This is a genomic window from Bradyrhizobium sp. AC87j1 (genome assembly GCF_002936975.1).
Classification (GTDB): Bacteria; Pseudomonadota; Alphaproteobacteria; order Rhizobiales; family Xanthobacteraceae; genus Bradyrhizobium; species Bradyrhizobium shewense.
Map to the genome: position 1 here is coordinate 12,042 of NZ_PTFE01000071.1, position 24,942 is coordinate 36,983.

The 24,942-nt window shown below is 64.2% G+C and carries 23 protein-coding genes; 14 read left to right on the forward strand and 9 right to left on the reverse strand.

Features of this window, described 5'->3' with window-relative positions; all coding sequences use genetic code 11:
* Positions 1 to 17: 17 nt before the first annotated feature.
* The gene (locus tag CV770_RS28950; protein WP_028144303.1) at positions 18 to 479 is read right to left on the reverse strand and encodes an Lrp/AsnC family transcriptional regulator; all 462 of its coding nucleotides are present in this window, start codon (positions 477 to 479) and stop codon (positions 18 to 20) included.
* A gap of 134 nt (positions 480 to 613) precedes the next feature.
* Between CV770_RS28950 and CV770_RS28955 the strand changes: the two genes are divergently transcribed.
* Together CV770_RS28955 and CV770_RS28960 are read left to right on the forward strand one after the other, a co-directional pair.
* A complete protein-coding gene (locus CV770_RS28955; protein WP_104464804.1) occupies positions 614 to 2,977 on the forward strand; it encodes a thiamine pyrophosphate-binding protein in 2,364 nt (787 codons plus the stop codon).
* A 299-nt stretch (positions 2,978 to 3,276) separates the two neighbouring features.
* Positions 3,277 to 4,707 carry an aldehyde dehydrogenase family protein gene (locus CV770_RS28960; RefSeq protein WP_028144301.1) on the forward strand — a complete coding sequence of 477 codons (1,431 nt, stop codon included), beginning with the start codon at positions 3,277 to 3,279 and terminating at the stop codon, positions 4,705 to 4,707.
* A gap of 187 nt (positions 4,708 to 4,894) precedes the next feature.
* Here CV770_RS28960 and CV770_RS28965 read toward each other — a convergent pair whose 3' ends face one another.
* Positions 4,895 to 5,872, reverse strand: coding sequence for an SMP-30/gluconolactonase/LRE family protein (locus tag CV770_RS28965; RefSeq protein WP_091953763.1), 978 nt, complete (start codon positions 5,870 to 5,872; stop codon positions 4,895 to 4,897).
* Positions 5,873 to 5,961: 89 nt separating this feature from the next.
* Between CV770_RS28965 and CV770_RS28970 the strand changes: the two genes are divergently transcribed.
* Both CV770_RS28970 and CV770_RS28975 read left to right on the forward strand, forming a co-directional pair.
* Positions 5,962 to 6,786 carry an NAD-dependent epimerase/dehydratase family protein gene (locus CV770_RS28970; RefSeq protein ID WP_091953760.1) on the forward strand — a complete coding sequence of 275 codons (825 nt, stop codon included), beginning with the start codon at positions 5,962 to 5,964 and terminating at the stop codon, positions 6,784 to 6,786.
* A 220-nt stretch (positions 6,787 to 7,006) separates the two neighbouring features.
* Positions 7,007 to 7,420, forward strand: coding sequence for a hypothetical protein (locus tag CV770_RS28975; protein WP_104464805.1), 414 nt, complete (start codon positions 7,007 to 7,009; stop codon positions 7,418 to 7,420).
* 36 nt (positions 7,421 to 7,456) lie between these two features.
* Here the strand turns inward: CV770_RS28975 and CV770_RS28980 are convergent, their stop codons facing one another.
* From CV770_RS28980 to CV770_RS28990, 3 genes are all read right to left on the reverse strand, one after another.
* Complete coding sequence (locus CV770_RS28980; RefSeq protein ID WP_104464806.1) at positions 7,457 to 8,014, reverse strand: hypothetical protein; 558 nt, start codon at positions 8,012 to 8,014, stop codon at positions 7,457 to 7,459.
* 34 nt (positions 8,015 to 8,048) lie between these two features.
* A complete protein-coding gene (locus CV770_RS28985) occupies positions 8,049 to 9,224 on the reverse strand; it encodes a TAXI family TRAP transporter solute-binding subunit (protein WP_104464807.1) in 1,176 nt (391 codons plus the stop codon).
* A 175-nt stretch (positions 9,225 to 9,399) separates the two neighbouring features.
* Positions 9,400 to 10,083, reverse strand: coding sequence for a GntR family transcriptional regulator (locus CV770_RS28990; protein WP_104464808.1), 684 nt, complete (start codon positions 10,081 to 10,083; stop codon positions 9,400 to 9,402).
* A gap of 174 nt (positions 10,084 to 10,257) precedes the next feature.
* On the opposite strand from CV770_RS28990, the gene CV770_RS28995 reads away from it, so the two are divergent.
* The 4 genes from CV770_RS28995 to CV770_RS29010 all read left to right on the forward strand — a co-directional run bounded on the left by CV770_RS28995 (position 10,258) and on the right by CV770_RS29010 (position 15,095).
* A complete protein-coding gene (locus tag CV770_RS28995; RefSeq protein WP_165637134.1) occupies positions 10,258 to 11,973 on the forward strand; it encodes an IlvD/Edd family dehydratase in 1,716 nt (571 codons plus the stop codon).
* 55 nt (positions 11,974 to 12,028) lie between these two features.
* On the forward strand, positions 12,029 to 13,024 hold the full coding sequence (locus CV770_RS29000; RefSeq protein ID WP_104464809.1) for a TRAP transporter substrate-binding protein: 996 nt from the start codon (positions 12,029 to 12,031) through the stop codon (positions 13,022 to 13,024).
* 155 nt (positions 13,025 to 13,179) lie between these two features.
* Entirely contained in the window at positions 13,180 to 13,758 is a 579-nt protein-coding gene (locus CV770_RS29005) for a TRAP transporter small permease (protein WP_018322810.1), read from the forward strand.
* Complete coding sequence (locus CV770_RS29010) at positions 13,755 to 15,095, forward strand: TRAP transporter large permease (RefSeq protein WP_104464810.1); 1,341 nt, start codon at positions 13,755 to 13,757, stop codon at positions 15,093 to 15,095. Before CV770_RS29005 ends, CV770_RS29010 begins: the two co-directional genes overlap by 4 nt.
* On the opposite strand, the gene CV770_RS29015 is transcribed toward CV770_RS29010, so the two are convergent.
* Both CV770_RS29015 and CV770_RS29020 read right to left on the reverse strand, forming a co-directional pair.
* A complete protein-coding gene (locus CV770_RS29015; RefSeq protein WP_104464811.1) occupies positions 15,055 to 15,663 on the reverse strand; it encodes a histidine phosphatase family protein in 609 nt (202 codons plus the stop codon). The two genes, CV770_RS29010 and CV770_RS29015, sit on opposite strands and share 41 nt — an antisense overlap.
* Positions 15,660 to 16,454, reverse strand: a complete 795-nt coding sequence (locus CV770_RS29020) for an enoyl-CoA hydratase/isomerase family protein (protein WP_165637133.1) — start codon at positions 16,452 to 16,454, stop codon at positions 15,660 to 15,662. The genes CV770_RS29015 and CV770_RS29020 overlap by 4 nt, the downstream gene beginning before the upstream one ends.
* A gap of 227 nt (positions 16,455 to 16,681) precedes the next feature.
* Between CV770_RS29020 and CV770_RS29025 the strand changes: the two genes are divergently transcribed.
* Entirely contained in the window at positions 16,682 to 17,902 is a 1,221-nt protein-coding gene (locus tag CV770_RS29025; protein ID WP_104464812.1) for an NAD(P)/FAD-dependent oxidoreductase, read from the forward strand.
* On the opposite strand, the gene rbsK is transcribed toward CV770_RS29025, so the two are convergent.
* Positions 17,903 to 18,817 (reverse strand): ribokinase, encoded by a 915-nt coding sequence (rbsK, locus tag CV770_RS29030; protein ID WP_104464813.1) that lies wholly within the window; start codon positions 18,815 to 18,817, stop codon positions 17,903 to 17,905.
* Between the two features lie 6 nt (positions 18,818 to 18,823).
* Positions 18,824 to 19,717, reverse strand: a complete 894-nt coding sequence (locus CV770_RS29035; protein ID WP_091953727.1) for a sugar kinase — start codon at positions 19,715 to 19,717, stop codon at positions 18,824 to 18,826.
* A gap of 223 nt (positions 19,718 to 19,940) precedes the next feature.
* On the opposite strand from CV770_RS29035, the gene CV770_RS29040 reads away from it, so the two are divergent.
* The 5 genes from CV770_RS29040 to CV770_RS29065 all read left to right on the forward strand — a co-directional run bounded on the left by CV770_RS29040 (position 19,941) and on the right by CV770_RS29065 (position 24,770).
* Positions 19,941 to 20,789, forward strand: a complete 849-nt coding sequence (locus tag CV770_RS29040) for a VOC family protein (protein ID WP_104464814.1) — start codon at positions 19,941 to 19,943, stop codon at positions 20,787 to 20,789.
* A gap of 211 nt (positions 20,790 to 21,000) precedes the next feature.
* Positions 21,001 to 21,708: a TetR/AcrR family transcriptional regulator gene (locus CV770_RS29045; protein ID WP_201760090.1), complete on the forward strand. Its 708-nt coding sequence runs from the start codon at positions 21,001 to 21,003 to the stop codon at positions 21,706 to 21,708.
* A gap of 207 nt (positions 21,709 to 21,915) precedes the next feature.
* Positions 21,916 to 22,725, forward strand: a complete 810-nt coding sequence (locus CV770_RS29055) for an ABC transporter permease (RefSeq protein WP_091953718.1) — start codon at positions 21,916 to 21,918, stop codon at positions 22,723 to 22,725.
* 55 nt (positions 22,726 to 22,780) lie between these two features.
* Positions 22,781 to 23,773 carry an ABC transporter substrate-binding protein gene (locus CV770_RS29060; protein WP_201760091.1) on the forward strand — a complete coding sequence of 331 codons (993 nt, stop codon included), beginning with the start codon at positions 22,781 to 22,783 and terminating at the stop codon, positions 23,771 to 23,773.
* Between the two features lie 151 nt (positions 23,774 to 23,924).
* Positions 23,925 to 24,770, forward strand: coding sequence for an ABC transporter ATP-binding protein (locus CV770_RS29065; RefSeq protein WP_104464817.1), 846 nt, complete (start codon positions 23,925 to 23,927; stop codon positions 24,768 to 24,770).
* Positions 24,771 to 24,942 lie beyond the last annotated feature (172 nt).

Genomic DNA, 24,942 nt, shown 5'->3' on the forward strand with positions numbered 1-24,942 from the left:
TGTCACGCTGAGGCAGGTCACACCGGCAGCGCGATCGAGTATTTCACCTGGCTCAGTGCAAAGCTTGACTCGATCGAGGCGATGCCGTCGAGCCGGGTCAGCTTGGTCTTCAGGAAGGTCTCGTAGGAGGCGAGGTCGGCGGCGACGACGCGGAGCAGATAGTCGCGGTTGCCGGTCATCAGATAGCACTCCAGCACCTCGTCCCATTTCGAGATCGCGCGCGCGAAGCGGTTGAGGTCCTCCTCCTTCTGCCGCGCCAGCTTGATCGAGATGAAGACGCTGACATGCAGGCCGAGCGCCTTCTGATCCACGGTCGCAACGTAGCGGCTGATGACGCCGCGCTCCTCCAGCAGCTTGACCCGGCGATGGCAGGGCGAGACCGAGAGCCCGACCTTGTCGGCGAGTTCCTGCATGGTCAGCCGGCTGTCGGCCTGAAGCAACGCGAGGATTTTGCGGTCGATGGCGTCGAGCTCTGGCATTGGGATAGACCTTCAAATTCCGGGGGATTATTAGTATGGTATCCCAATATCGGCAGGTATTGCGCGAAAAATTGAGAAGTTTGGCGCCTCCCACGGGCGTATCATCGCGCCACCTGTTTTCCGGGAGCCTTGCCATGCCCGTCGATACCGCCCGCCTCGACACCTTGACCGCGCTGAGCCGCAAGGCGCTGTGGCTGTCGTCCTGGACCATCCACCACGCCAACCACATCCGCCCCAATTCCGACGGCCTGAAGGTCGGGGGACATCAGGCCTCGTCCGCCTCGCTCGCGACCATCATGTCGGCGCTGTATTTCCACGTGCTGCGTCCCGAGGATCGCGTCGCGGTGAAGCCGCATGCGAGCCCGGTGTTCCACGCCATCCAGTATCTGTTCGGCCGGCAGAGCCGCGAGAAGCTGGAGAACTTTCGCGGCTTCAAGGGCGCGCAGTCCTATCCCTCGCGCACCAAGGACGTCGACGACGTCGATTTCTCCACCGGCTCGGTCGGCCTCGGCGTCGCGCAGACGCTGTTCGCCTCGCTGGTGCAGGATTACGTCAAGGCGCATGGCTGGATGAAGGATCGCCGCGAAGGGCGGATGATTGCGCTGGTCGGCGATGCCGAGATGGACGAGGGCAATATCTGGGAGGCGCTCGCCGAGGGCTGGAAGCACGGCCTGCGCAACACCTGGTGGGTGGTCGACTATAACCGCCAGTCGCTCGACGCCGTCGTGCGCGAAGGGCTCTGGGAAAAGTTCGAGACCATGTTCCGCAATTTCGGTTGGGACGTCGTCATCGTGAAATACGGTCGCCTGATGCGCGAGGCCTTCGCCGAGCCCGGCGGCGAGGCGCTTAAAGCTTGGATCGACAATTGCCCGAATGCGCTTTACGCGGCGCTCTGCTTCCAGGGCGGCGCAGCGTTCCGAAAACATCTGCACGACGAGATCGGCGACCAGGGCCCGATCACGAAACTGATCGACAGGCGCAGCGACGAGGAATTGCTGGCACTGATGTCGAACCTCGGCGGCCACGACATGGCGAGCATGCTGGAGGCGTTCGAATCCATCGATCACGATCGCCCGGTCTGCTTCATCGCCTACACCATCAAGGGCGTCGGCCTGCCGTTCCAGGGCCACAAGGATAATCACGCCGGCCTGATGACGGTCGCGCAAATGGAAAAATATCGCGACAGCCAGAACATCCGGGCCGGGCATGAATGGGAGAAGTACGAAGGCCTCGCGCAATCCGCCGCCGAGCTCGACGCGTTCCTCGCGCGCGTGCCGTTCAACCAGGACGGCCGCCGGCTGACCGCGCCGGTCGTCGAGGTGCCCCCGCAGCTCGCGTTCAAGCCGTCGCCGCAGATGTCGACCCAGCAGGGCTTTGGTCTCGTGCTGAACGAGATCGCCCGCGGCGACAGTGAATTGGCGAGGCGCATCGTCACCACCTCGCCCGACGTCACGGTCTCGACCAATCTCGGTCCGTGGGTGAACCGGCGCGGCCTGTTCGCGCGCGCCGAAAAGGCGGATTTATTCCGCAGCGAGAAAATTCCCTCCACGTTCAACTGGGACTTTTCGCCCAAGGGCCAGCATCTCGAGCTCGGGATTGCCGAGATGAACCTGTTCATCATGCTCTCGGCGCTCGGGCTGTCGCACCAGATCAACGGCGAGCGGCTGCTGCCGGTCGGCACGCTCTACGATCCCTTCATCGAGCGCGGGCTCGATGCGCTGAACTACGCCTGCTACCAGGATGCGCGCTTCATGGTGGCGGCGACGCCGTCAGGCATCACGCTCGCGCCCGAGGGCGGCGCGCACCAGTCGATTGCAACGCCCCTGATCGGCATGGCTCAGGACGGGCTCGCCTCGTTCGAGCCGGCCTTCGTCGACGAGCTCGCCGTGATCATGGCTTTCGGTTTTGAGCACATGCAGCGCGAAGCGGGCGAGGGCGGCTCGGTGTACTTGCGTCTCTCGACGCGCAGCATCGAGCAGGCGCAGCGGATCATGACACCGGAGCTGCAGCAGGGCATCACCGACGGCGCCTATTGGCTGCGCAAGCCGGGCCCGAATGCCGAAGTCGTGATCGCCTATACCGGCGCGGTGGCACCTGAGGCGATCGAGGCGACCGGCTTCATCGGCGAGAGCCGGCGCGACATCGGCCTGCTCGCGATCACCTCGGCGGACCGCCTCCATGCGGGCTGGACCGCCGCACGGAAATTGCGGCGGGATCGCCGCGGCGTGCAGCATCTCAGCCACATCGAAAAACTGCTGGCGCCGCTGCCGCGCGACTGCGGCATCGTGACCGTGATCGACGGCCATCCTTCCGCACTCGGCTGGCTCGGCAGCGTCCGCGGCCACCGCGTCGAGGCGCTCGGCGTCGAGCAGTTCGGCCAGACCGGCACGATCGCTGACTTGTATCGGCACTACGGCATCGATGCCAACGCCATCATCGATGCGGCCGAAAGCCTCACCACCGGCGCGCCGGTGCTGCATCGGAAGATGGCGGTGTAGTCGAGGTAACCGGTCGCATGGGTCCCGGCTCTGCAACGCACCGCTGAAGTAGGGCTGCGCCGCGTCCGGGGCACGAGCCTGGTTGGACTCACTCCAATCTCGTGTCCCGGACAAGGCGCGACATGAAATGTCGCGACGCAGAGCCGGGACCCAGGCCGCTTGCCTCGCTTTAAATCGCGTCCCATATTCCGCGCGTCCGCCGCAACGCTGGCCCCGCATATGGCGGGTTCAATTGCCGGCGCTTTCGTGCAAGGATGCCTGCCGAAACGCCCCCACATGCCCCCAAAAAGAGGTTAACGATGGTCAATCGCATGCAATTCTACATCGACGGCGCCTGGGTCGATCCCGCCGTCAAGAAGTCCACCGCCGTGGTCAATCCCGCGACGGAAGAGGCGATGTACGAGGTTGCTCTGGGCTCCAAGGCCGACGTGGACAAGGCGGTTGCCGCCGCCAAGCGCGCCTTCGCAACCTTCTCCCAGACCAGCCGTGATGAGCGCGTCGCGCTGCTCACCAAGGTCATCGAGGTCTACAAGGGCCGCCTCAAGGAGATCGGCGCCGCCGTCTCCGACGAGATGGGCGCCCCGCTGCCGATGGCGGAGAAGCTCCAGGCCGGCGCCGGCCTCGGCCATCTCATGACCACGCTCGACGTGCTCAAGAACTATCATTTCGAGGAGCCGGTCGGCACCGCCATGGTGCTGCGCGAGCCGATCGGCGTGGTCGGCATGATCACGCCCTGGAACTGGCCGCTCAACCAGATCGCCTGCAAGGTCGCGCCCGCGCTCGCCGCCGGCTGCACCATGATCCTGAAGCCGTCGGAGTTCACCCCGACCTCGGCGCTGATCTTCGCGGAGATCCTCCATGAAGCCGGCGTGCCCAAGGGCGTGTTCAACCTCGTCAACGGCCTCGGCCCCGAGGTCGGCGCCGCCATGAGCGAGCACCCCGACATCGACATGATCTCCTTCACCGGCTCGACCCGCGCCGGCATCGACGTGGCCAAGCGCGCCGCGCCGACCGTGAAGCGCGTTAGCCAGGAGCTCGGCGGCAAGTCGCCGAATGTCATCCTCGAAGGCGCCGACCTCACGAAGGCGGTGACCGGCGGCGTGATGCACATGTTCAACAATTCCGGCCAGTCCTGCAACGCGCCCTCGCGCATGATCGTGCCGCTGTCCAAGATGAAGGACGTCGCCGCGATCGCGAAGGCCGTCGCCGACAAGACCAAGGCCGGTGATCCCCGCGCCGAGGGCACCACCATCGGCCCCGTCGTCAACCGCGGCCAGTGGGACAAGATCCAAGGCCTGATCAAGAAGGGCATCGACGAGGGCGCAACGCTCGTCGCCGGCGGCCCGGGCCTGCCCGAAGGCGTCAACAAGGGCTTCTATGTCCGTCCGACCATCTTCGCCGACGTCACCCCTGACATGACGATCGCGCGCGAGGAGATCTTCGGACCGGTGCTGACCATCATCGGCGCCAAGGACGAAGCGGAAGCCGTGCAGATCGCCAACGACACGCCGTATGGCCTCGCCGGCTATGTCACGGGCGCCTCGGTCGAGGACGCCAAGCGCGTCGGCCGCCAGATCCGCGCCGGCAACGTCAACCTCCAGGGCGTGCCCAACGATCGCACCGCGCCGTTCGGCGGCTACAAGCAGTCGGGCAACGGTCGCGAGTGGGGCAAGTACGGCCTCGAGGATTTCCTCGAAGTGAAGGCCGTCGCCGGCTTCAACGCGGCGTAGGTTTCCGCGACTGAACAAACAAAGCGCCGGAGCGGGCAACCGCTCCGGCGTTTTTGTTTTGGGCGGCGTGTCGCGACACGGCGAGGTGCCGTAGGGTGGGCAAAGGAGCGAAGCGACGTGCCCACCATCACGCCACAAGCGAGCAGTGGTGGGCACGCTTCGCTTTGCCCACCCTACGAGTGCGGCGCTAGCCGCCGAGCGCACCCTGCGTGTTCACATACAACGCATAGATCGACTGGCTCGCCGCCATGAACAGGCGGTTGCGCTTGACGCCGCCGAAGCAGAGATTGGCGCAGCGCTCGGGCAGCGCAATGCGGCCGATCATGACGCCGTCGGGCGCGAACACCACGACGCCGTCGAGCTCGGGATCGCCCATGCCCCAGCCGCACCAGAGATTGCCGTCGATGTCGCAGCGCATGCCGTCCGGCGTGCCAGGACCTGCATCGATGTGGACGCGCTTGTTGGAAATTGTGGTGCCGTCAGCCGAGACGTCATAGGCGAGGATTTTTCGGTTCGGCACGCCGCGGGATTCCACGACATAGAGGGTCTTCTCGTCCGGCGAGAAGCACAGCCCGTTCGGCCCGAGCACGCCCTCTGCGACGATGGTCGCCTTGCCGGTCGCGGGATCAAGCCGGTAGACGTTCGGGTCGATCTCGGGCTCGGCCTTGTAGCCCTCATAATTGCCGAGCAGGCCGAAGGTCGGATCGGTGAACCAGATCGAGCCGTCCGATTTAACAACGACATCGTTCGGCGAGTTCAACCGCTTGCCGTTGAATTGATCCATCAGCACGGTGATGCTGCCGTCGTATTCGGTGCGCACCACGCGCCGCCCGCCATGCTCGCAGGTGACGAGCCGGCCCTGGCGGTCGCGCGTGTTGCCGTTGGCGAAATTGGAGGGCTTGCGGAACACGGAGACCGCGCCGGTCTCTTCCTCCCATTTGATGATGCGCTGGTTCGGGATGTCGCTGCACAGGAGATAGCGCCCGTCGCCGAACCACACCGGACCCTCGGCCCAGCGCAGGCCGGTCGCCAGCCGTTCCACCGCCGACAGTTTCAGCCAGTATTTTTCGAAGCGGGGATCGAGTGCACGAATGGCCGGGTCGGGGTAATACGTCGCCGGCCGCCAGCCTGGCCGCTCCTGGGTGTGGGACGATGCCTCATTCATGTCGGTTCTCTCGTTTCGTTCCCTCTGGACAATCCTGCTATCATTAGAGACATGTGACCGCAAATCGGTCACCACAGGCGAGGGAAGACATGCCGCGTATTTTGATGACGGGAGCTTCGGGCGGAATCGGCACGAGCCTGCGAAGACTGCTGCCGCCGATCTATTCGGATCTCCTGCTGTCCGACATCAAGCCGCCCGCCGATCTCGGCGCGAACGAGAAGTTCAAGGCGGCGGACCTCGCCGATCTCGCGCAGTGCGAGGCGATCTGCGAGGGCGTCGACGGCATCATTCATTTCGGCGGCTATTCGGTCGAAGGCAGCTGGGATCAGATCCTCCAAGCCAACATCATCGGTGGCTATAATCTGTTCGAGGCGGCCTACCGCAAGGGCGTCAAGCGCGTGGTGTTCGCCTCGTCGAACCACGCCGTCGGGTTCTATCCGCGCCACCACAAGATCGGCACCGACGTCACCCCGCGTCCCGACGGGCGCTACGGCGTCAGCAAGGTGTTCGGCGAGGCTGTCGGCGCGCTCTACGCCGACAAGCACGGGATGAAGGTGACGTGCCTGCGCATCGGCAATTTCGGCGACATGCCGCTCGATCAGCGCCGGCTCTCGATCTGGCTCAAGCCCGACGACCTCGTGCAGCTCTGCCGCATCGGGCTCGAGCATCCCGACATCCATTTCGAAATCTTCTACGGTGCATCCCTCAACGAGCGCGCCTGGTGGGACAACCACCGCGCCTACGAATTCGGCTATCGCCCCACCGGCCGCTCAGAGGATCACGTCGCGCACGCGTTGGCCGAGCAGGCCAAGCTGAAGCCGGATCCGGTCGGGGATTATTTCCAGGGCGGCACGTTCTGCAGCATGGAGTTCGATGCGGATCCGGACCGGATTATTGATTGGAAGACGCGGTAGGGCCTGTCGTCATGGCCGGGCTTGTCCCGGCCATCTACGCCTTGCCACGCGGCCCAAAGAACGTGGGTGCCCGGGCCTCGCGTCGCCGAAGCGGCTTCGGCCGCGCCGGCGGGACAAGCCCGGGCATGACGGTCCGTTGATCTAGATCAACCTTGCCCTCATCGTCTGGTTCTCGATCTGTACGATCATAGTTCGGCCATCGCCAGCGAGACCCACGACAATGCAAATCAAATTGCCAGTCATCGCGGTGTTCGCGATGACAGTGTCTAGTTCAGCGCGAGCCGCAGCGCTCAGCGACGCCGAGGCGGCGTTCCTCGATCAACTCGACACCGCATCCGTGGTGCTCGAACAGCGATGCGACGGTTACGAGGTCGATGGCAGCGGCAGCGTTCAACTCGGCGCCCGGCTGCTCGGCAGTCCCGACGTCGCGATGGCCATGATCGACGCCTATGCCGCGGCCATCAAGGCCCGCGACGGCGAGAGCTACGATCCCCGCAAATTCCGTCCCGAAGTGTCCGACGCGGCCCGCAAAACGTTCAGGCGGGTCCGAACGGACCTGATCCAAAACCCCAAAAGAGCCTGCGCCGATTATGGCGAGACCAGCGTGGAGCGTGGCCTGCTGAGGCGGTACTGACATCGTCAGTGACGTGATCGCATGACCTGTCGTACGTCATTTGGCAACGCGCGCTTCCTGTTTCTTGGTCACGTGCCAGAGCACCACATGGTAATGCGGCACATCCACGCCGGGGTGACCTGGGTTGAAGTAGAAGCTGACGTGGTCAACTGGTCCTGCTGACCCCGCCCCCTCCAACGTTTTGTGATCGTCGATGTCCTTGTTCGGGACCATGTAGACGGTCGCGACCAGACGGTCCCTGCGATCGAAGGTCAGGAACGGCCCCAGCGGCAAGGTGTCGGGCTTGACGAATATGATGCCGAGGCCCGGAAAGAACTTCGGAAAGTTCACGAGATCGCTGACCCGCTGGTATCCGTTTTTTTCCGCGACCTCCCGCTGGTTTGGCGGTGGACGAACGACTTTGTGCTTTCTATGTGCCTTCTTTCGGTGAGGGGCCGTCCTGGTTTTTTCGACCTCGTCGGCCGGTGGCGCTGTGCCCGGGAGCAGCTGCGGCGCTTGTGGCCAGAAGGGAGCAAATTGGGCGGCGGGGCGCCTCACATCGGCGATCAAGGCGAGCAACGCAACAAGGGCTGCGCCCACCACGGTTTTGCGCATCGATACCTCCCGAGCTTTGTTTGCCCAAGTCTGCTCACTTGGCCGGATTGCGTTCTCTCCAGCGCAGGAAATCCCGAAACAGTTCTTCGCGATCAGGTAGATCGGCAGTTGGCTTTCCCTCGATGAACCGGCCGAACGCCTTGCGAAGCGCGGCTTCCCCTCCCGATTGCTGCTGGAGCCAGCGCTCTGCCGGTCGGAATCGTCGCCATCCGGGGAGTTGTGCGGCCAGGTTTACTTCGCGCCACTTAGGATGATGGGCGTCGCCGAGAAATTCGGGAAAGCGCGTGAACAATGTCTGGACGAAGAATTCCAGCAACCGAAATCGCTCGTTGCCGCTCGGCCAGTTGTAGGCGAAGAGGGCGGATTTGATCGCGATCGTGTCAACGCTCGCTTCGGCGGCGATCAGATTCGGGTAGTCCTTGTGGCGGAACGTCGATGGCAGATAATCTTGTTGCAGCAGCTCCTTGAAGTAGGGGATCGGCAGGAGGTGAATACCATCGAGTTGCGAGACCTGCGTCAGGAAGCTGAGCGGTTTTCCTGAGACCAGCAGAGCGGCAGAGAGATCTCCCTTCCTCAGACCATCCAGCGCGGCCTCCGGTCCCAGGTTCGACTCCATGATCTTGACGCCCAGACGGTTCAACACTTCGCGGCCGAGAATGGCGCCGGCACTGCCGTCGTCCCCGAGATTGACCCTCTTTCCCGAAAGCTCCGTCAGGCTGCCGATTTCCGCCCGTGCGAGAAGATGGAACTCTTCGATATGGAGCGGGGCAATGTAGGTCAGCCTGTCAGAAATATCCCCGAAGGTCCTTGTCTCCCGGAGCCGGTCGACGAGGACGACGGGTGAAATCGCCACGTCGGCACCTGCGAGGGTGAGCACATCAAGGACGTTGCGGACACCGCCGTCTCCCACGATGGGCAGGACCCGCAATGCGACCTGGCCATGAGGACCGGTCTCCTGGCCGCTGGCGAGCGTGGTCGCAATGTCCTGAGCGATCGCGAATTCAGTGCATTGCGGCGAACCGGTTACAAATCCCACCGTAAACGGGTCCGCAGGTCGTCCCGTTTCCTTCTTAGGGGTGCCTTCCTTTCTCGGAGACACCTTCGTGGATTCGCTCGGAGAAGCCGACGGCCGCTTTTGCGCGAAAGAATCCTGGACCTGTCCGCCGAGCCAGGCCGCCGCAATCAATGCGATGAACAAACCGGTCCGCATCGCTCCGCAGACCCTCATTGTTCAACCTGCTCGGTCAGTCCTCCCTTGGGCGTGACATGCTGCGAGAAACTGCCACCCGCGGCGTCCGAACCAAGACCGAGCCTTATGCTTGGCCTTCCAACGCGCCCGGGGCAGCGGCGTTCCGTGATGGATGCCTGCAGCAGAAGTTTGCCGACTAGCGCCCGGCCTCGTCCGCAATCCGCGCCAGATAGTCCTTCTTGCTGAACTGCATATGATCCACACACAGCTGCGCCAGCGCCCAGCTGTCGCGTCCCCTGAGTAGCTCGATCATCATCTCATGCTGCCGCCGCGATTGCGCGAGCCCTTCGCGGTCGGCGAGGTTCTTCGCGCGCATCGGCAGCGTCAGGTTCATGTAGTCCTGGAGCGAGCGGACCAGATAAGGATTGCCGCAGGCCGAGAACAGCGCGAGGTGGAAAGCGTCATTGGCTTCGTGGATGCCGCGCAGATCCTGCGCATCGGCTCTCGCGCAATATTGCCGTTGCAGCGCGGAGAGCTCGTCGATCAGCACTCGCGGCGCGGGCAGCGGGATCATCAGCGCGGCCTGCCGCGTCAGCATCTCCCGGACCTCGTAGATCTGCCGGACTTCCTCGGCTGAGTAGAACCGGACGGTGGCGCCGACGTTCTTCTCGCGGCGGACGATGCCGCGCCGCTCCGCATCCACCAAGGCCTGCCGCACGAAGTGGCGGGAGGTGCCGTAGCGCGACATCAGCGCGTCTTCAGTCAGGCGCGCGCCCGGCGGCAGGCGACCGAAGATGATGTCCTCCTCCAGCCGCGCGACGACGTCGTCCGGATCGTCGCGCCGGACCGGCGTGCTGTCTGCGGTGCCAATGTCGGACATGCCTTCGGCCTCCCGGCGTCTGGCCGGCTCGCCCTGTGGAGCAGGGAAGGGACGGATTGTCAATAATTTGTGCCGAAGAGGGCGCTTATGGGCGGAAAATGCGACAATATGGACCAAGCTTATTGACAATCGAGGTTCAGGCTGTACCACAATGGCAACTTGAGGAGTGGCATGATGACGGGTGGGTTGCGCAAGGGTCTGACGAGCTATGGCGATGCCGGCTTCTCGCTGTTCCTGCGCAAGGCGTTCATCAAGGCCATGGGCTATTCCGACGACGCGCTGGAGCGCCCGATCGTCGGCATCACCAACACCTATAGCGACTACAATCCCTGCCACGGCAACGTCCCGCAGATCATCGAAGCCGCCAAACGCGGCGTGATGCTGTCGGGCGCGATGCCGTTCGTGTTCCCGACCATCTCGATTGCCGAGAGCTTTGCGCATCCGACCTCGATGTATCTGCGCAACCTGATGGCGATGGACACCGAGGAGATGATCCGGGCCCAGCCGATGGATTCGGTGATCGTGATCGGCGGCTGCGACAAGACGCTTCCGGCGCAGGTGATGGCCGCGATCAGCGCCGACCTGCCGACCGTGGTCATTCCGGTCGGGCCGATGGTGGTCGGCCATCACAAGGGCGAGGTGCTGGGCGCCTGCACCGATTGCCGCCGTCTCTGGGGCAAGTATCGCGCCGGCGAAATCGACGATGTCGAAATCGAAGCAGTGAACGGCCGCCTCGCGCCGTCGGTCGGCACCTGCATGGTGATGGGCACGGCCTCGACCATGGCCTGCATGATCGAAGCCATGGGCCTGTCGCTGCCGATGAGCGCGACGATCCCGGCGCCGCATGCCGAACGTTTTCGTTTGGCGGAAGCGAGCGGCAAGGTTGCCGCCGAAATGGCCAAGACCAAGGGGCCGAAGCCGAGCGAGCTTCTGACACCCGCGTCTTTCAAGAACGCGCAGGTCGTGCTCCAGGCGATTGGCGGCTCCACCAACGGCCTGATCCATCTGACCGCGATGGCGCATCGCTCGCCGCATCGGCTCGATCTCGAAGTGTTCGACCAGATTGGCCGCGAGGTGCCGGTGCTGGTCGATCTCAAGCCGTCCGGCGAGCACTATATGGAGCACTTCCACCACGCCGGTGGCGTGCCGAAGCTGCTGGCGCAGCTCGGCGACCTCGTCGATCTCGACGCCAAGACCATCTCGGGCCAGACGCTGCGCGACGTCGTCGCCAATGCGGAGGACGTGCCGGGACAGGATGCGATCCGTCCGCGCGACAATCCGATCAAGACGGAAGGCGGCCTCGCCGTCCTGCACGGCAATCTCGCGCCGCGCGGCGCGGTGATCAAGCAATCGGCCGCGAGCCCGAAGCTGTTGAAGCATACCGGGCGGGCCGTCGTGTTCGAATCCGTCGAGGACATGACCTTGCGGGTCGACGATCCCGATCTCGACGTGACCGCCGACGACGTGCTGGTGCTGCGCAATGCCGGCCCGAAGGGCGCGCCGGGCATGCCGGAGGCGGGCTACCTGCCGATCCCGAAGAAGCTCGCGCGCGGCGGCACCAAGGACATGGTGCGCATTTCGGATGCGCGCATGAGCGGCACCGCGTTCGGCACCATCGTTCTGCACATCACCCCGGAATCCGCCGTCGGCGGGCCGCTGGCGCTGGTGAAAAACGGCGACAAGATTAGCCTCGATGTGGCCAAGCGCAGCATCGAGCTACTGGTCGACGCGGCCGAGCTGGAGCGCCGGCGCGCTGCATTGAAGCCGGCGGCTGCGCCCGATGAAGCGCGGCGCGGCTATGCCTGGCTGTTCAACGAGACCATCATGCAGGCCGACGAGGGCTGCGACTTCGATTTCATGCAGAGGACTGGGAAGACCGAGACAAGCTGACCGAACGACGAGCGCTCAGACCGCACAAGCGGCGGGCATAACACAGGGGGAAACGATGATTGCACGATCCATGCGTGGGTTGGCGGCTGCGGCCGCCGTGCTGTTCGTGACCGGGGCGGGGGCGCAGGAGGTGAAGCATTATCGATTCGCCTACGACCAGCCGCGCAACACCGGCTATTCCATCGCGGGCGACATCTTTGCCGAAAAGCTCAAGGAGTTGAGCAAAGGCACCATGATCATCGACCAGTATCCGGGCGCGCAGCTCGGGCAGGAGCCGCAAGTGCTCCAGCTCGTGAAAGCCGGAGACGTCGAATTCTCCATTATCTCCTCCGCGAACACCGCGACGATCTCGCCGCAAGCCGGTGTGATGTCGCTGCACTATCTGTTCCGCGACGAGAACCACGTGGTTAAGGGCCTCGCAGATCCCCGCGTGTTCGAAGCGCTCAAGGCCATGATCGACGAGACCACCCAGGGCCTGCACGTGATAGCGACCGGATCGCAGGGCGTGCGCCACATGTACTCCAAGAAGGAGATCCATAACGTCGGCGACATCAAGGGTGCCAAGATCCGCGTGCAGGCGACCGCGACCGAGGACACCATGTTCCCGGCCTACGGTGCCCAGACCGTGCACATGCCGTTCGGCAGCGTCTACACGAGCCTTCAGACCGGCGTCGTCGACGTCGCCGAGAACAGCATCAACGTCTACCTCGTCAACAAGCATTACGAGGTCGCGCCGGTCCTCAACATCACCGAGCACGAGGCCAACAACGCGCTGGTGTTCATCTCTGACAAGCTCTGGCAAAGCCTCTCGGCCGAGCAAAAGGGCTGGGTGCAGACCGCGGCCAACGAGATCAGCACCAAAGAGCCGGCGAAGACGTTCGAGCTGGAGCGCACCGCGGCCGAAAAGCTGAAGAAGATGGGCGTGAAGATCGTCGACAACGTCGACAAGAAGACCTTCACGACGGTCGCCGATCCCTATCTCGACAAGCTCGCCAAGGAGCTCGGCCCGCACGCCGAGAAGGTCAAGGATCTGATCCGGTCGATTAACTGACCGCTCGCGAGGTCGTCATGCCCCGGGCAGAAGCGCGAAGCGCGTCTTCGCGCTAGGCGTCCCGGGCATCCACGTTCTGCCCTTCGAGCCGCGCCAAGAGCGTGGATGGCCGGGACAAGCCCGGCCATGACGGAAAGCTGCAGCCGGGAGCAACTATGGCCATCGCCGACAAACTGCTTGTGCATCGCCAACGCCACCTGAAATGGCGCTGGCTCGACTGGCTTGAGCTCGCGCTGATGATCCTCTGCGGCGTGCTCTGCTTCGGCTTCTCGCTGTCGGTCACCGCGGACATCGTCACCCGGACCATCGGTCATCCCTGGCTGTGGCTCCAGGAGGTCACCTCGACGCTGTTCATCTACGCGATCTTCATCGGCACGGCCGCTGCGACGCGCCGCAACGACCACCTCTATCTCACCGCGATCTCCGAGGCCTTGCACGGCACCTCGCGGCTGATCGTCGAGCTGATCATCCGCCTCGTCGTGCTCGGCGTCGCCTTCTGCCTGATCTGGTACGGCTATCAGAATTACCTCCGCGGCTTCGGCAGCTTTCGCCTGCCGTCGGGCACGCCGATCGCTTCGCTCTACGCGATCATCCCGCTGTCGGGCGTGCTGATCGGCCTGTTCACCATCGAGCAGCTGGTCAACGGCCTGCGCAACGGCTTCGACCATCCCGAGCCGCCAGAGGAGGATGGAACGCCCATCGTCACCGACGCGCAGGCGAGGGCGCAGCTATGAGCGCACCTGTTGTTCTGGCGTTGATGACGATCTGCTTCCTGTCGTTCGGCTATCTCGGCGTGCCCGTGCCGTTCTCGCTGATGGCCGGCGTCTTCATCGGCGCGCTCCTGTCCGACGTTTCGCTCGCCGCCATCATCCAGAAGATCTTTGACGGCGTCGATTCCGAGGCGCTGCTGGCGATCCCGTTCTTCCTGCTGGTCGGCGAGCTCATGAGCTCGGCCAACGTGGTGGTGCGAATAGCCAACCTCTCGGTGTCGCTGGTCGGGCATATCAGGGGCGGGCTGTCGCAGGTCGTCGTCGTCTTCAGCATGTTCTTCTCGGAGATGTCGGGCTCGACCACCGCCGACGTCGCCGTGATGAGCCGCGCGCTCGGCGGCCCGATGAAGCGCGAAGGCTATGATCCGGCCTTCATCGCCGCCATCATCGCCTCGGCCTCCACTATCGCCGCGCTTGTGCCGCCGAGCATTACCGCCGTGGTCTATGGCGCGGTCGGCAACGTCTCGATCGCGGGCCTGTTCATGGCGGGCGTGGTGCCCGGCCTGATGATCGGCTTCGGTCTGATGCTTTATTGCTACTTCTTCGGCCCCTCGGGCCTGCGCAAGCCGCGCGCGCCGCTTCGGCAGGTAGTGTTCGCCGCCGGCGATGCGGCGCTGCCGATGATGATCCCGGTGATCCTGCTCGGCGGCATCCTGACCGGCTGGTTCACGCCGACGGAAGCCGGCGTGGTCGCCGTGGTCTGGATCGTCCTGGTCGTGATCCCCGCGCTCAATCGCGGGCACATCAAGAATATCCCTTACGATTTCTGCATTGCCGGACTGATCTTTTCGCTGCCGCTGGTCACCATCGGCGCAGCCAATGCCTTCGGCTGGATGCTCGCTTATCTCAGGGGTGCGAGCTACATCGCCGACGTCATCACGTCGATGGCAGGTAACGATCCGCATCTGATCATGCTGCTGATGGTGCTGCTCTTCACCGTGGTCGGCGACTTCATCGAACCGGTGCCGACTATCATCATCTTCATGCCGCTGGTCAACACACTGACGGAGGCGGGTGACATCAATAGCGTCCATATGGGCGTGGTGCTGATCGCCACGCTCGCCTTCGGCCTGATCACGCCGCCTTACGGGCTGGTGCTGCTGATGGCGTCGAAATTCGTCGGCATAAGTTTCGCGAAAGCGCTACGCGCTGCGTTGCCGATCTATCTGGTGTTCCTGGGAACGATCGCATTCGCGATCTACTTCCCGAGCGTGGTGCTGTGGCTGCCGCAGAAGGTGCTGCCGGAATCGGTCGGCTGCTTCAAGTCGCCGGCGGGGACGGGCTATATCTGTCCAAAGTAACGACTTGCTCGACCCGCCAATGCGCGCCGTCGCAGACGTAGCGAAACGGCGTGCCGTGGCTGTTCTTGAAGTAGCTGCCGGACAGCGCGTTGGCCATCCCCTGCATCACCGCGTCATGGCAGACGAACAGGAGATCGTCGCCGGGATGACGGTCGAGCCACGCGGAGACGCAAGCCAGCGACCGTTCCGTCATGGCGTCCCAGCTCTCGCCGTCGGCCGGCAGGATCGAGACGAGGCCCGTCGCGGACGTGACCCCGTGCTTGATCATGAGGTCGCGAACGGGCAGGCCTTCAAAGCTCCCGAAGTCGAACTCGATGATGCCGTCGTCAATCGCCAGCGGCACCGAGATTGCGGCCGCGATGATCTCGGCCGTTCGCGCCGCGCGGGCCAAGGGACTTGCGACGATGCGGCTGATGCCTGCGCAGCGCAGCATGTCCACGGCCTCGTGCGCCTGCCGCAGGCCGTCCTCGTTCAGCGGATTGTCGGTCCGCCCCTGGAATCGTCCCTCGCGATTCCAGTCGGTCGCGCCGTGACGGAGGCCGTAGAACGTACGCGCTGGCGTCGTCACTTCGACTTGCTCGTGAACTTCTTCACGGCGCTTCGAAATTCGTCCGTGTTCATCGCCATGATGATCTTGTGCTCCTCGGCATCGAGCTGCTGTTTCACCGGTGTGGTGGCGGCCTGATAGACCAGCGATTTGGTGCCGGCGATTGCAGCCGGCGGGTTCTGTGCCAGACGTTCGGCGAGTTTTCGCGTGGCCGCCTTCAGTTCGGCGGCCGGAACCGTCTTGGCGACGAGGCCCCATTCATAGGCCTGCTGCGCGGTAAAATTGTCCTCGGACAGGAAGATCTGCAGCGCGCGGCGGGAGCCGACCGTGCCGACAATGCCGACCGTCGAGCCGCCGTCCGGCGACACTCCGATCTTGGCATAGGCGGGCGTGAACTTGGCGTCATCAGCGGCGATGCAGAGATCGGTGACGAAGGCGAGGCCCATGCCAGCGCCGGCGGCCGAGCCATGGACGCTCGACAGCGAGATCTTTGGCATGCGCCTGACGATCTCGATGAAGGCGTGATAGTGCTTCAAGAGCTCGCCGACCACGGGCGTCACCGTGCCCGCTTCGGCGGCGGCGCCAATCGTCTGCAGATCGCCGCCGGCCGAGAACGCACGGCCTTCGCCTTCGAGCACGACGACCCTGATGTCGTCATCGGCTTCGATATAGGCCGCGAGCTGCTCGAGCTTCTGCGCGATGGCAAGATTGATGGAGTTGAACGCGGCGGGACGGTTGAGCGTGATGGTTGCGATCGGGCCGTCGATCCGCAGCAGGGCGGGATCATCGGGCAGGGAGATGGGAGCTGGCATCTGGAATATCCCCGGCATGAGGTGGTTCGTGCGACTAAATCGCAGAAGCGGAGGAGTGACAATCCCCGACCGCCGCCCTTGCGCGGGGCGAAACGATAGGCTCAAATGGGGCCGCCTTCGCCAAGGGACGGACACGAGCGCCGGCTCCTCGTAAGGCCAGCAATCAAAATCAGCGAGAGAGGAGACGACATGGGTCACGCTCGTGTCTTCCGGAAATGGGCTGTCCAATGAGCGACGGTCCGGTGATCATCGTCGGTGCCGGCCATGGCGGCTATCAGGTCGCGGCATCGCTGCGCCAGGCGGGCTTTTCGCAGCGCATTTGCCTGATCAATGACGAGGCGCATCTGCCCTATCAGCGGCCGCCTTTGTCCAAGGCCTATATCAAGGGCTCGGCCGGGCCGGAGAGCCTGATGTTCCGGCCGGAGAAATTTTATCAGGACCAGAAGATCGAGCTGATCGCGGGCCGCGCAGTGTCGATCGATCGCGCCGGCCACAAGGTGCTGCTCGCCTCGGGCGAGACGCTGGCCTACGCTCACCTCGTGCTGGCGACCGGCGCGCGCAACCGGCTGCTCGACCTGCCCAATGCCAATCTGCCCGACGTGAAATATTTGCGCATCCTCGACGAGAGCGATGCGCTGCGTGCGATCATGCCCTCGAAGTCACGGGTCGTGGTGATCGGCGCCGGCTTCATTGGTCTCGAATTCGCGGCCACCGCCCGGATCAAGGGCCTCGAGGTCGACGTGCTCGAACTCGCCCCTCGCGTGATGGCGCGCGCGGTGACGGCGGAGGTGTCGGAGTATTTTCAGGAACGCCATCGCGAGGCCGGTATCCGCGTCCATCTCGGCGTGCAGGCGACCTCGATCGAGGCGGAGGGCGGCAAGGTCACCGGGGTCTCCCTGAGCGACGGACGGCATCTGCCCGCCGACCTCGTCGTGGTCGGCGTCGGCGTGCTGCCGAACATCGAGCTTGCAGCTGAGGCCGGGCTGCCGGTCGCCGCTGGCATCATCGTCGACGAATATCTGTCGACGGCTGACCCTGACATCTCCGCGATCGGCGATTGCGCACTGTTCGCAAGCCCCCGCTTCGGCGGATCGCTGCGGCTGGAATCGGTGCAGAACGCCACCGACCACGCCCGCTGCCTCGCCGCGCGGCTGACCGGCGACAAGAAGCCGTACGACAGCCATCCCTGGTTCTGGAGCGACCAGGGCGACGACAAGCTCCAGATATCAGGCCTCACCACCGGCTACGACCGCGTCGTGCTGCGTGGCAGCGCCGCGAACAAGGCGTTTTCCGCGTTCTGCTACAAGAGTGAGACGCTGCTCGGCATCGAATCGATCAACCGCGCCGGCGACCACATGTTCGGCCGCAGGCTGCAGGGCATGAATCGCTCGATCACGCCGGCGCAGGCCGCGGATGAGAGCTTCGATCTGAAGAGCGCGCTGGCGTGATCAGCCAGCGCGCAGCACCGCCGCCACTTCCGTGGCCGTCGGCATCGACGGCCCCGCGCCCATGCGCTGTACGCTGATCGAGGCGGCGGCGTTGGCGAAGGTGAGGGCGGCGCGCAAGGGCACACCGTCGGCCAGTTGCGCGGCGAGCGCGCCGACAAAACAATCGCCGGCGCCGGTGGTATCGACCGCCTTCACGGCACGCCCGGGCACGGCGACCTCTTCGCGCCCCGCAAGCGCAAGCACGCCGCGCTTGCCGAGTGTGATGCAGATGCTCTGGTCCGCGCGCGCCTGAAGTTTTCGCGCGACGTCGATGATCTTCGCGGTCTCGTCGGCGTCCGTAAGCTCCACTCCAGCAAGGAAGCCGAGCTCGGTCTCGTTCAGCACAAGGATATCGACCAGCGCGAGCAGCTCACTCGACATGTTTTGCGCCGGCGCCGGGTTGAGCACGGTCACGACGCCGGCCTCGCGCGCGCGCCGGAAGAACGCGGCGATCGTCGGCAGCGGGATCTCGAACTGGCTGACCGCGACATCGCCCTTCGCCAGCGGCACGTCCGCCACATCATCCGCGCTGACCAGGGCATTGCTGCCGGGGATGACGACAATCGTATTGTCGGAGGCGGCGACGGTGATGATCGCGGTGCCAGTATGCGTGTCGGCGTCGCGCACCGAGCCGAGGTCGATACCCTGCGCGCCGAGGAACGTCTTCAGCTCAGCGCCAAATGAATCCTTCCCCAATCGCCCGATCAACGTGGTCTTCGCGCCAAGCCGTGACGCGGCCACCGCCTGGTTCGCCCCCTTGCCGCCTGGAAAATACAGCACCTCGCGGCCGGCGACGGTCTCGCCGACGCGCGGGTGGCGATCGGCGGTCGCCACCACATCCATGTTGATGCTGCCGGCGACGAAAACGCGCCCCATCTGGATCTAAACCCTGACCTCGAACTCGTGCCGGACCTTGGCGATATCGACGAGCGTCGGCAAGCCGGCCTCGTTGCCGAGGCGCTGGATCTTGAAGGTCGAGGCGGCCCGGGCAAAATCAAAGTGCTCGCGCCAGCTTTTGCCGGGATGGGCGAGGTAGGAATAGACATAGGCGCCATGGAACACGTCGCCGGCGCCGTTGGTGTCGATCACGCGCTCGCGCGGAATCGGCATCGCCGGCATGATCTCGACCGCGCCTGTCTCGTTGTACCAGAGCAGGCCTTTCTCGCCCATGGTGATGCCGCCGATCCTGCAGCCGCGGCTCTTGAGATAGTCGAGCATCTTCTCCGGCGTCAGGTCCATCTGCTCGCACAGGCGTTCGGCGACGATGGCGACGTCGATATATTCCAGCAGCTCATGGGTGTTGGTGCGCAGGCCGCCGCCGTCGAGTGAGGTCAGAATGCCGGCCTCGCGGCAGACCTTGGCGTAGTGGATCGCGGCATCGGGCTGATGACCATCCACGTGCAGCGCGCGGCAGCCGCCGAGATTGAGCATCGGAAAGGGATGGATGTGCTCGTCGTCGCGGCAGCGGACGATGGCGCGCTTGCCGTCCTTGGGCATGATGAAGGAGAGCGAGGACTGGTTGACCTTCCGCCCGTGCAGCGAGATCGCGTATTTCGCGCACATGTCCTGGAACATGCGTCCCAGCCAGTCATTGGCCGCGGTGGCGATAAGATCCGGCACGATGCCGAGCTTGGCGCAGCAGAACGCCGCCGTCACCGCGTTGCCGCCGAAGGAGACCGCGTAGTCCGAGGCCACGTGCTTCTCGTCCCCGGTCGGCATGTGGTCGGTGATGAAGACGACGTCGATATAGGTCTGTCCGATGAAGAGAGCCTGCATTGCTTGTCCGTCATGCGCTTTGTGGTCCAGGCCGGCGCGCTTACTGTAGCACCGGTTCCGCTCAGGGATCGCTGAAATTATTCGCAAATCTGCCGCCCCAAGCGCTTGAGGTCAGCATGAGGCCGGAATACGACCATCACCGGGCAATGCCAAGCCCGGACAAGCGCCGTGTTTCAGCGCATTGGTTCCAGGTCAATAAATGGGTCGATCAAAAGGGGGACATATGATCACCGGCCTCGATCACGTCGTCGCTCTGGTCAGGGATATCGGTGCAGCCAAGGCGGCCTACCAGACGCTGCTCGCCCGCGCGCCGGCTTGGCAGAACTCCGGCGAGGGTGCCGACCGCGTGCTGTTCACCCTCGAGAACATGACGATTGAATTGATGGCGCCGAGCGGTTTCAGCGTGACGGCCGATCGCATGCGTGCGCTGCTCGACGACCAGGAGGGCGTGCTCGCCAGCCTGTGCTTTCGTGTCGCAGACATGAGCAGGATGCACCGGCGGCTGCAGCGGGTGGCCTTGAGCCCGGATCCGGTTGCCGAGGTCGAAAGCAGCGACGACGAGTCGGGCGCCGTCCTGCACTGGAAGCGCACGCGCGCCGCCACGGAACTTACGCGCGGCGTGCGCATGTTCTTCCTCGAGCTGGCCGACGAGCGTCCGCTCTCCCCCGCGACCGACATCGCGCCGATCGACGCACTCGACCATGTCGTCGTCACCACCGAGGATTCCGAACGCGCTGCCGCGCTCTATGGCGCACGGCTCGGGCTCGATTTGGCGCTCGACCGCTCGCACCAGGATTGGGGCCAGCTGATGTTCTTCCGCTGCGGCGATCTGATCGTCGAGGTGGTCCGCCGGCCGGTCGCCGGCGGTGACCTTGCGCATGACCGGCTCTGGGGCCTGAGCTGGCGGGTCGCCGACATCGACGCCACGCGCGCCCGGCTGATCGCCGCCGGCCTCGACGTCACCGAGGTCCGTAGCGGCCGCAAGCCCGGCACGCGAATCATGACGGTGCGCAACGGCACCTGCGGCATTCAGACGGTTCTGCTGGAGCGCTCGCCCAAGCCGGTGGAGTGAAAGCGGTCTTTCCACTCGAAGACTCTCGTAGGGTGGGCAAAGCGAAGCGTGCCCACGTCTTGGCTGCTCGATGAGAAGACGTGGGCACGGCGCAAGAGCGCCTTTGCCCACCCTACGAAACCGGCTTGCTTGGCTTTCACTGTCGCGAAAACTATGCGGCGGGCTGCCCGCGTGTTACACGCGTACCGACAGCACCCAGCGAGCACCCGGTTTGGCGAAGGCAAAGCGAACTCTGAAATGGCAGCGCGATCCCGAGGGGATGCGGCTGCGCATTCTCGAAGCCGCCAAGCAGGAGTTTTCCGCTCACGGGCTCGCCGGCGCGCGCGTCGACCGCATTGCGGCCAAGGCCGGCGCCAACAAGCGCATGCTCTACTACCACGTCGGCAACAAGGACGAGCTTTACCTTGCGGTGCTCGAAGGCGCCTATGACAAGATCCGCAGCGAGGAGCGCGGGCTCGATCTCGAGCATCTCGATCCGCCCGAGGCCATCAGGCGGCTGATCGAGTTCACCTGGAACTACTTCCTGCGCAATCCCGAATTCCTGTCGCTGCTCCAGACCGAGAACCTCGCGCGCGCAAAGCACCTGAAGAAATCGACCAAGGTCAAGTCGATGCACTCGCCCTTCGTCGAGATGATCCGCACCGTGGTGCGACGCGGCGTCGACAGCGGCGACTTCCAGGTCGCGGTCGATCCGGTGCAGCTCTACATCTCGATCGCAGGCCTCTGCTTCTTCTACCTCTCGAACTCGGCGACGCTCAGCGTGATCTTCGGCCGCGACCTCCTGGACAAAAAGGCCAAGGACGAGCGGTTGGCGCACGTGGTCGGCCTCGTGCTCGCCGCGCTGACTGGGCAGTCGGTGGCCTTGTTCGAGATCGCGAAAGCGCCGAAGTCGCGCGCCGCGGTGGCGCAGACGGTGTAGTCCTTCCTTCTTCGCTGTCATTCCGGGGCGGTCCGTAGGACCAAACCCGGAATCTCGAGATTCCGGGTTCGATGCTGCGCATCGCCCCGGAATGACGCCGTTGGTGTGTCGGAACCCGCCGCAAAACGTCACAGGGAAAACTCTGGACAGTATTTATCCAACGGGTTAATTTCTCGCCACAACGAAGAAGAATGCCGGGAGTGAAAATTGGCTGAGCTGAAGCCGCAAGGTGCGGTATCCAAGGTGCTGAATGCGGCCTGGGTTCGGCCGTTCTTGTTCCTCGTCTTCATCGTCGTTGCCTGGGATCTGGCCATCCGGCTGTTCAGGATCCCCGCCTACCAGATCCCGTCGCCTCTCGACGTCGTCGCGGTGCTGCGTACCGACTGGCCGGAATTGCTGCGCCAGTCCTGGCCGACGACCTATGCGACGGTCTGCGGTTTCGCGCTGTCGGCGCTGTTCGGCATTCCCGTCGCGATGCTGATCGCAGGCTCGAAGACGGTGGAGAGCTACGTCTATCCGCTGCTGGTGTTCTCGCAATCCGTGCCCAAGATCGCGATCGCGCCGCTGTTCGTGGTCTGGTTCGGCTTCGGCATCATTCCAAAGGTGATCTCGGCGTTCCTGCTCGGCTTCTTTCCGGTGGTGGTCTCGGCGGTGCAGGGCTTCAAATCGGTCGATCCTGATATGGTCGATCTCGCCCGCGCGATGCAGGGCAGCCGCTTCCAGGTGTTTTGTGCGGTGAATCTGCCGCACGCGTTGCCTGCGATCTTCTCGGGTCTCAAAGTGTCGGTGACGCTCGCCGTGGTCGGCGCCGTCGTCGGCGAGTTCGTAGGGTCCAATTCCGGGATCGGCTACGTGATGCAGCGCTCGATCGGCACCTTCGACCTGCCGACCATGTTCGCGGCCCTCGTCATTCTCGCGCTGCTCGGCGTGATCCTGTTCTGGATAGTCGACCGGATCGAGAAGCTGGTCATTCCCTGGCATGTCAGCCAGCGCGAGGACGTGATTTTCGCTTCTTAACTAGAACACAAACGGCCACCAACGGCCGAAACAACAACGGCAAGGGAGAGTGACGATGAAGCGGTTGATTGGGGCTGTCTCAGCGGTGCTGATGGTGTTTGCGGCCATGCCGGCGCAAGCGGCCGACAAGGTCGTGCTGATGCTGAACTGGTACGTCTATGGCGAGCACGCGCCGTTCTATTACGGCAAGGCCAAGGGCATCTACGCCGCCGAGGGTATCGAGCTCGAGATTCAGGAAGGCCGCGGCTCGGCTGCGACCACGCAAGCCGTCGCTGCCAAGACCGCCGATTTCGGCTATGTCGACGTTCCCACCATGATGCGCGCCGCGATCAAGGGCGCGCCCGTGGTTGCGACCGGTGTGCTGCTGCAGACCTCACCGATGTCCGCCATGGGTTTTGCTGACAAGAACATCAAAAAGCCCGAAGACATCAAGGGCAAGACGGTGGCGATCACGCCGGCCGATTCCATGACCCAGATCTGGCCGCTGTTCCTGAAGAAGACCGGCCTGAAGGAGAGCGACTTCCAGACCGTTGCCGGCGACGGCCAGACCAAGCTCAACGCGGTCATCAACGGCCAGGCTGATCTGTTGCTCGGCTATGTCATGGACCAGTCGATGAAGATCAAGGACGCCACCGGCAAGGACGTCTACCCGATCAAGTTTGCCGACTACGGCATCAACATGGTCTCCTCCGGCATCATCGCCAATGCTGACTATGTGAAGGCCAATGCCGATCTGGTCCGCCGCTTCATGTCTGCGACGACCAAGGCGGTCGAAGCCGCCGAGAAGGAGCCCAAGGCGGCGGCACAGACGATCCTCGATGCCAACCCCAAGGGCGGCAAGATCGACACGCTGACGCAGGGCTTTGAGCTGACCATTCCGCTGTACCGGACCGCGGAGACCAAGAGCAAGCGGCCGTTCCAGGTCACCGACCAGAACATGACGGACTCCGTCAATCTGATGGTCGAATATGGCGGACTGGATGCCAAGGCCAAGGACAACCCGAAAGCCTTCTACACCAACGACTATCTGCCGAAGAGTGGCTCGTGAGCGATCAATATCCGCCGTCGTCCCTGCGAACGCAGGGACCCATTACCACCGGCCTCGATGGTTACGAAAGGTCTCACTCCGCGTGCCCGGACGCGCCGGCGCGGCGTATGGGTCCCTGCGTTCGCAGGGACGACGGGGGGAGAGCGCTGCGATGAACCCTGCGACCAAACCAATCGATGTCCAGCCGGCCGCCCATCTGAGACTGGTGAGCGACCGGGCCGCGGGCGATGCCTCGGGCATCAAACTGTCCGGCGTGTCGAAGACCTACCGGACGCGCGATGGCGATGTGCCGTCGCTGCGGCCGCTCGACTTCCACATTAATGACGGCGAGTTCTTCGTCGTGGTCGGGCCATCCGGCTGCGGCAAGTCCACGCTGCTCAAGCTGATCTCGGGCTTGCTGCCGCCGACGTCAGGCGAGATCCTGGTCGAAGGCGAGAAGGTGACGACCCCGCACGGCAATGTCGGCATCGTGTTCCAGAACGCGTTGCTGCTGCCCTGGCGCAACATTCTGTCCAACGTCATGCTGCCGATCGACATGAAGCGGCTGCCGCGGGACGAATATCTTGCCCGTGCCAAGGCGCTGTTGAAGCTGGTCGGGCTCGAAGGCTTCGAGAAGAAGCTGCCCTGGCAGCTTTCCGGCGGCATGCAGCAACGTGCCTCGATCTGCCGCGCGCTGGTGCACGATCCCAAGATCATGCTGATGGACGAGCCGTTCGGCGCGCTGGACGCGCTGACGCGCGAGCGCATGAATGTCGAGCTGATGCGGATTCAGCGCGAAACCAGGAAGACGGTGCTGCTGATCACGCATTCGATTCCGGAAGCCGTGTTCCTCGCCGACCGCGTCCTCGTCATGACCGAGCGTCCCGGCGCGGTCGCCGCGATCTACGACGTGCCGCTGCCGCGCCCGCGCTCGCTCGACGTCATGGCCGACCCGGTTTTCACCGAACTCGTGCAGCGCATCCGCAAGCATTTCTTCTCGCAAGGTTCGCTGGACTAAGGCAATGGGATTGGCCTTGACCGCAACCACGACAACGGTGCGCTCCCTCTCCTTGCGGGGGAGGGTTGGGGAGGGGGTATCTCCGCTCGTGAGGACCCCCAAGAGGAGAAAACCCTCACCCGGCGCGTTGCGCCGACCTCTCCCGCAAGCGGGAGAGGTGCACCGCCGCCTT

Excerpts from the sequence above, each read along its gene's own strand:
- CV770_RS28950 (WP_028144303.1), bottom strand. The coding sequence starts at position 479 with ATGCCAGAGCTCGACGCCATCGACCGCAAAATCCTCGCGTTGCTTCAG.
- CV770_RS28955 (WP_104464804.1), top strand. The coding sequence starts at position 614 with ATGCCCGTCGATACCGCCCGCCTCGACACCTTGACCGCGCTGAGCCGC.
- CV770_RS28960 (WP_028144301.1), top strand. The coding sequence starts at position 3,277 with ATGGTCAATCGCATGCAATTCTACATCGACGGCGCCTGGGTCGATCCC.
- CV770_RS28965 (WP_091953763.1), bottom strand. The coding sequence starts at position 5,872 with ATGAATGAGGCATCGTCCCACACCCAGGAGCGGCCAGGCTGGCGGCCG.
- CV770_RS28970 (WP_091953760.1), top strand. The coding sequence starts at position 5,962 with ATGCCGCGTATTTTGATGACGGGAGCTTCGGGCGGAATCGGCACGAGC.
- CV770_RS28975 (WP_104464805.1), top strand. The coding sequence starts at position 7,007 with ATGCAAATCAAATTGCCAGTCATCGCGGTGTTCGCGATGACAGTGTCT.
- CV770_RS28980 (WP_104464806.1), bottom strand. The coding sequence starts at position 8,014 with ATGCGCAAAACCGTGGTGGGCGCAGCCCTTGTTGCGTTGCTCGCCTTG.
- CV770_RS28985 (WP_104464807.1), bottom strand. The coding sequence starts at position 9,224 with ATGCGGACCGGTTTGTTCATCGCATTGATTGCGGCGGCCTGGCTCGGC.
- CV770_RS28990 (WP_104464808.1), bottom strand. The coding sequence starts at position 10,083 with ATGTCCGACATTGGCACCGCAGACAGCACGCCGGTCCGGCGCGACGAT.
- CV770_RS28995 (WP_165637134.1), top strand. The coding sequence starts at position 10,258 with ATGACGGGTGGGTTGCGCAAGGGTCTGACGAGCTATGGCGATGCCGGC.
- CV770_RS29000 (WP_104464809.1), top strand. The coding sequence starts at position 12,029 with ATGATTGCACGATCCATGCGTGGGTTGGCGGCTGCGGCCGCCGTGCTG.
- CV770_RS29005 (WP_018322810.1), top strand. The coding sequence starts at position 13,180 with ATGGCCATCGCCGACAAACTGCTTGTGCATCGCCAACGCCACCTGAAA.
- CV770_RS29010 (WP_104464810.1), top strand. The coding sequence starts at position 13,755 with ATGAGCGCACCTGTTGTTCTGGCGTTGATGACGATCTGCTTCCTGTCG.
- CV770_RS29020 (WP_165637133.1), bottom strand. The coding sequence starts at position 16,454 with ATGCCAGCTCCCATCTCCCTGCCCGATGATCCCGCCCTGCTGCGGATC.
- CV770_RS29025 (WP_104464812.1), top strand. The coding sequence starts at position 16,682 with ATGAGCGACGGTCCGGTGATCATCGTCGGTGCCGGCCATGGCGGCTAT.
- rbsK (WP_104464813.1), bottom strand. The coding sequence starts at position 18,817 with ATGGGGCGCGTTTTCGTCGCCGGCAGCATCAACATGGATGTGGTGGCG.
- CV770_RS29035 (WP_091953727.1), bottom strand. The coding sequence starts at position 19,717 with ATGCAGGCTCTCTTCATCGGACAGACCTATATCGACGTCGTCTTCATC.
- CV770_RS29040 (WP_104464814.1), top strand. The coding sequence starts at position 19,941 with ATGATCACCGGCCTCGATCACGTCGTCGCTCTGGTCAGGGATATCGGT.
- CV770_RS29060 (WP_201760091.1), top strand. The coding sequence starts at position 22,781 with ATGAAGCGGTTGATTGGGGCTGTCTCAGCGGTGCTGATGGTGTTTGCG.
- CV770_RS29065 (WP_104464817.1), top strand. The coding sequence starts at position 23,925 with ATGAACCCTGCGACCAAACCAATCGATGTCCAGCCGGCCGCCCATCTG.